Origin of the sequence: uncultured Dialister sp. (assembly GCF_937959425.1) — a bacterium.
Classification (GTDB): Bacteria; Bacillota; Negativicutes; order Veillonellales; family Dialisteraceae; genus Dialister.
Genome location: NZ_CALGPS010000189.1, coordinates 1 through 5,463, shown reverse-complemented (window position 1 = coordinate 5,463; position 5,463 = coordinate 1). Strand labels below are relative to the sequence as shown.

The window sequence follows — 5,463 nt, the reverse complement described above, 5'->3', positions numbered from 1 at the left end:
CGCCACCACAACCCTCGGGCCGAAAGGGCCCGTCAAACTTCCGAACCCTCCGGCCGCAGGCCGGTCAATCCTAAGAACCTTTTCATTCACAACCCTTCTACACAACCTGCGGCGAAGCCGCGCCCCCCCTTTTTATACTGCGGCGCCAGCCGCCACCACAACCCTCGGGCCGAAAGGGCCCGTCAAACTTCCGAACCCTCCGGCCCCAAAGGGCCGGTCAATCTTAAGAACCTTTTCAGCCCACAACCCTTCTACACAACCTGTGGTGAAGCCGCGCCCCCTCATCCCCATTCATGTTATGTGATATAATAAACACAAAGAGTTTTATTACAAATAGGGAAAAACATCTGCTGCGTGGGGCCCACGGATGTTTGAATCCACTCATGGCCCAGCACTGGGCGGTGTATGATGATGGAGCAGGATTTGCAGGACAGACGGGATAAGATGTTTGGCAGACTGCCTTTTGGGGTCTGCCTTGTTTCTATGGATGGAGAGGAGCGCATTCTGTATGGGAACCAGGCTTTTCTGGATATGGCGGGCGCTTCTTCCCTGGAGTCCCTTCTGGAGTTTTGCGGCGGTGTGTTCCGCCGTCTGGTGGGAAATGAGCGGTATATGCCTATCCGGGAGTGGTATGAGGAGAAGGGAAATCGGTCTTTTGTCCTTCGGCTTTTGAATCTTCAGGGGGAGGAAAATCTTCTGGAGGGGTCCCTTGGTGTTTATGAGGACGGGGAGCAGGGAAAGGCATGGTGCCTCTGCTGCACCCGGTCTTTCCGGCAGGAGCAGAATCTTTTCGATGAGGGCCTTCATATCCTTGACCGGACTGCTTTTTATACGGCGGCGGCCCGCATAGCGGAGGATGATCAGCGAAGCGGTTTCTATGGCGGCCGGGTGCCGGTGTACTGCAATCTTACGAATTTCAAGGTTTATAATTCCCGCTATGGCAAGAAGCAGGGGGATGAGCTGCTGCAGATGATGGCGAAAGCGCTTCGTTCCCGTTTCCCCAAAGCCCTGATTGCCCATCTTTCGGGGGATACTTTTGCCCTTCTGGCCCTTCGGAAGGATGTGATTTCCCGGGTGAAGGCTCTGGCGGCGGAGGTGGAGGCTCATATTCCGGATTCTGCGGTGCGGCTGAAGGTGGGGGTGAATCTTTTCAATCCCCAGGAAATCATTATTCATGATAAAAATGTGCGTACCGGCTTTGACCAGGCGAAGATTGCGGCGGACTGGATCAAGGGGGATGCCGGCAAGACTTTTGCGCTGTATGAAAGGTCCATGGGACAGTATCTGGAGGATCGGGCCTATGTGCTGGGCCATTTCGAGGAGGCCCTGGAGAAGGGGTATATTCAGGTCTATTACCAGACCATTGTCCGGACGCTGACGGGAAAGGTGTGCGCCGTGGAGGCCCTGGCCCGGTGGCAGGATCCGGTGAAGGGGCTGATTATGCCTTCCCTTTTTGTGCCGGTGCTGGAGGAGTCGAAGCTCATCCACCGGCTGGACGCCTTTGTGATTGAGGAGGTGGCCCGGAAGTACCTTTACATTAAGGAGATGGGCAGGCCTGTGGCGCCGGTGTCGGTGAATCTGTCGGCTGTGGATTTCGAGGTGATGGAGCCTTTTGATTTTGTGGAAAGCATGGTGCGGAAGTATCACGTACCCCGCAGTCTTTACCATATCGAAGTCACGGAATCCGCTTTGAAGAAGAATGAGGAAAAGCTGAAGAAGGAAATGCGCCGGTTCCGGAAGGCAGGGTACCACTGCTGGCTGGATGATTTCGGCAGCGGCTATTCCACTTTGAATGTGCTGAAGTCCTATCCCTTCGATACGCTGAAGCTGGATATGATGTTCATGAGAAATCTGAATGAACAGGGACTGGAAATTATCCGCTCCATCATCCTCATGGCCAAGCGCCTTTCCCTCCATACCCTGGCGGAGGGGGTGGAGACGGAGGAGCAGGCCCGTTTCCTCAGGAATATAGGCTGTGAAATGATTCAGGGCTGGTACTATGCAAAGCCCCTTCTCTATGAGGAAAGCTATCAGGATATGCTGGCCCGGGGGCTTTCGGTAGAAGAACCCTGGGAGGCAGAGCTTTATGAAAAGGCGGGGCTGGTGAATGTGATTACCGATACGCCATCGGGCATCTTCCTGGCTGACAGGGATAATATTTCCATCATTTTAAGAAATGAGGCCAGCCGGCAGGTATCGAAAAAAATAAATGTGAAATATAAGGAAGGTTCCGCTGCTTTGGATTTGGCGGCTCCGGTGAAGAAGCAGATGCAGGATCTCATCCGTCTGTCCTGGAAGACGCACCGGAAGGAGTCCATGAATTACATTTACCAGGGCAGCCATGCCTACTGCGCCGCCACCACCCTGGCCTTTGAAAACGGCGTGTACGGAGGAAGGTATGAGTACTATGCCATTTCTCCAAAGGGAGAGGACTCCGAGGCTGCCTACATGGATAAGCTGCTGCGCCATCTTTTCATCGTCTATGACGGTCTCTACGTGATCCAGCGGAGGACGGGGCAGGTGCAGGTGATGGAGTCCATGAACCGCCTGGCCAAGACCGGGGATACCATTCCTGTTTCCCGTTTCCTGAAGCTGTCCCGTTTCCTCCATGAAGGAGACAGGGAGAGGTTCTACCTTTTCATGGACATGGCCTATCTGGAAAAGGAAGCCCGGAAATTGGGACGCAGTGCGGTAACCGGCCTTTTCCGCCTGCGCATGGAAAATGGGAGCTACCGGTGGAAGGAGTTTAATTTTGCCCTCATGGAGTCCGATGAGGGGGACGATGTGCTCCTGGGCATTAAAGACACGGCTGCAGGCAGTGCCGCAGAAGGGGAGGACATCCTGCCCCTGTATGCGTCTTCCCTGGGCCTTCTTTCCGGGAAGGGCAGCAGAGAGAATGAGAAGATTCCCGTATTCCAGGCCCTTCTGGATACGTCGGAAGCCTGCTTCTTCTGGAAGGACAGGGATCGCCGTTTCCTGGGGGCCAGTCATGCCTTCCTCAAGACCTACGGCCTTGCTTTGGAGGATATTCTGGGGAAGACCGATGAGGATATGGGATGGCATGTGGACAACAGCCGTTACCGGGATGAGGAGGAAAGGGTGCTCCGCCAAGGCGTGGTTTCCCGAAATGTGCCGGGAGAGTGTATCATCCACGGGCGTATCCACCACATCCGGGCTACCAAGTTCCCGGTGTATGAGGGAAATGAAATCGCAGGCCTGGCAGGCTATTTCATGGATGTGGACAGGGACGGAAAGCTCCTTTTGGAGAACCGGGAATCGGATATGAAGGATCCGGAAACCGGTCTTCTCAATTACCGGGGACTGCTCATGAATGCCCTGGCCTATCAGGCCAATTATGAAGCCCATGGGGAGAATTATGCCCTTCTTGCCATGCACGTACCGGAACTGGTACAGATAGGGAAAATCTATGGCTCCCAGGTGAAGGGAAAGCTCCTTAACCGGGTGACCCGCCTTATTTCCGATTTCTTCTTCCATCGGGAAATCCTGGCCCATCTGGGCGGCGGGCGGTTCTTCCTGATCATGAAGGCGGAGAGTACGTCCGCCATCCGGCACCGCATGATGGAACTTTCCGGCCAGATTCATGAAATCCACGAAGAATCGGGGAAGAGCGTCACCCTCTTCCTGCAGTACTCCCTGGCCATGGCCTCCGAGGCCAAAGGGGTGGACAGCCTCTTCCATCTGGCCCTGGAGCGGCAGAGAGAGGCTGAAAAGAGCCGATACGGCCAGTCCCTGTACAGAAGCGACCGCATCCTGTTTGACCGGGTGGCCTTCGATACCTGCGAATGCCAGGTCATGATTGCAGACCGGGAGAACTATCGCCTTCTCTATGTGAATGAGGCAGGTCTCCGCGACCTGGGCCTTCCGGAAAACTATCCCTACTGGGAGAAAACCTGCTATGAGCTTCTCTGCGCCAGACCGGTGCCCTGTGACATGTGTCCCCAGGGCAGGCTCCGCCATGACCGTTTCTACACCCGCTCCTTCCGCAATACCCATACAGGGAGCGACTACCTCATCAACCACACCCTGGTCAACTGGAACGGGAAGGAATGCCATTTCGAAATGGCAGTGAACCTGGGCCTCTACGCGGAAAAGGACATGAAGGACAAGCACCTCCTCTTCCAGGAAGTGGAAGTCAATGACGCCATGGCAGCGGCCCTGGCAGCGCCTACGCCGGACGAAGGCATTATGCAGCTCCTGGCCAAGGCCGGGCAGTTTCTGGAAGCGGAAAAAGTATGCGTCTTTGAAGAACAGCCGGACGGCACGGTGAAAAACACCTACGAATGGTGCGCCCCGGGTGTAAAGCCTACCAAAGATAAATACCAGAAGGTTTCCATGGATATGGCCAAGCCCCTCTATGACCGCTTCGGCCCCGACCAGATAGCCATTATTGATGACGTGGAAAAAGTATCCGAAACCTACGGTTTCTCCGCCGCTGCCTACCGGCCGGGCCTCAAAACCGTCATCTCCGGCCACCTCGTTTCCGGCGGCAAATCCCTGGGCTACACGGAAGTGGTGAACCCCTCGGAAAGGACAAGAAAAGAAGCCAGCCCCCTCCTGGCCACCCTCACCCGCTTCCTTACCTCCCTCCTTAGAAGCAGGGACACCATCTGCCGCCTGGATCATATGAGCCACAGAGACCAGCTCACCGGCCTCATGAACCGCTGGTCCTTCATGGAGTATGTGCACCACCTTAAGCTGGGACAGAAAGCGGCCTTCCTCTTCGGCGACATGAACGGCCTCAAGAAAGTCAATGACAGCCAGGGCCACGAAGCCGGCGACCGCGCCCTCATCGCCCTGGGCAGGGCCATGGAACAGGTCACAGGCCCCGGCCGCGCCTTCCGCATGGGCGGCGATGAATTCATCATGGTGCTGGAAAACGAAAAAGTGGACAGGGCGGAAGAAATCATGAAAGAACTGAAAGAAACCCTCCGCCGCCAGGGCCTTGGCCTCGCCCTGGGCTGCGCCCGCCGCACCGCCCCCGTCATAGACATAGACGGCCTTATCTCTGAAATGGATGAGAAAATGTATGAGGATAAAAAGAATCCAAGGAAGTAGAGGGCTGGTGGGCTGGTGTGCTGGTGAGCTGGTGGACAGGGAGACCGCTGTCGGTTGTCCGCTATCCGCTGTCCGCCCACGTTCCCAGAATACTGAGCCCCCCTCCCCGTCATCCTGAGCGCAGCGAAGGATCCCGGAAAGCCGGAGTGGGAAAAATAGTGAATGGTAAATGAAAAAGGCGCCCTTTCAGAAAGAAGGGCGCCTTTTTGAGTAAGCGGCAGAGCCGACTATACACTAAAACTTGCCACCGGGGCGGAGGGGGACCACCATGCACCTAAAACTTGCCTCCCCCTGCCTGCAGGTGGCAAGCGAACTTGGTTCGTAGGGGAGCGAAGCGACCTGAGAACCAAGTGAGACGCTTCCCACCGGGGCGGAGGGGGACCACGA

1 protein-coding gene is annotated in these 5,463 nt (G+C 55.9%); it reads left to right on the top strand.

What is annotated here, in order from left to right; all coding sequences use genetic code 11:
• The first annotated feature begins 405 nt into the window (after positions 1 to 405).
• The gene (locus Q0482_RS07820) at positions 406 to 5,076 is read left to right on the top strand and encodes an EAL domain-containing protein (RefSeq protein WP_299145252.1); all 4,671 of its coding nucleotides are present in this window, start codon (positions 406 to 408) and stop codon (positions 5,074 to 5,076) included.
• Positions 5,077 to 5,463 lie beyond the last annotated feature (387 nt).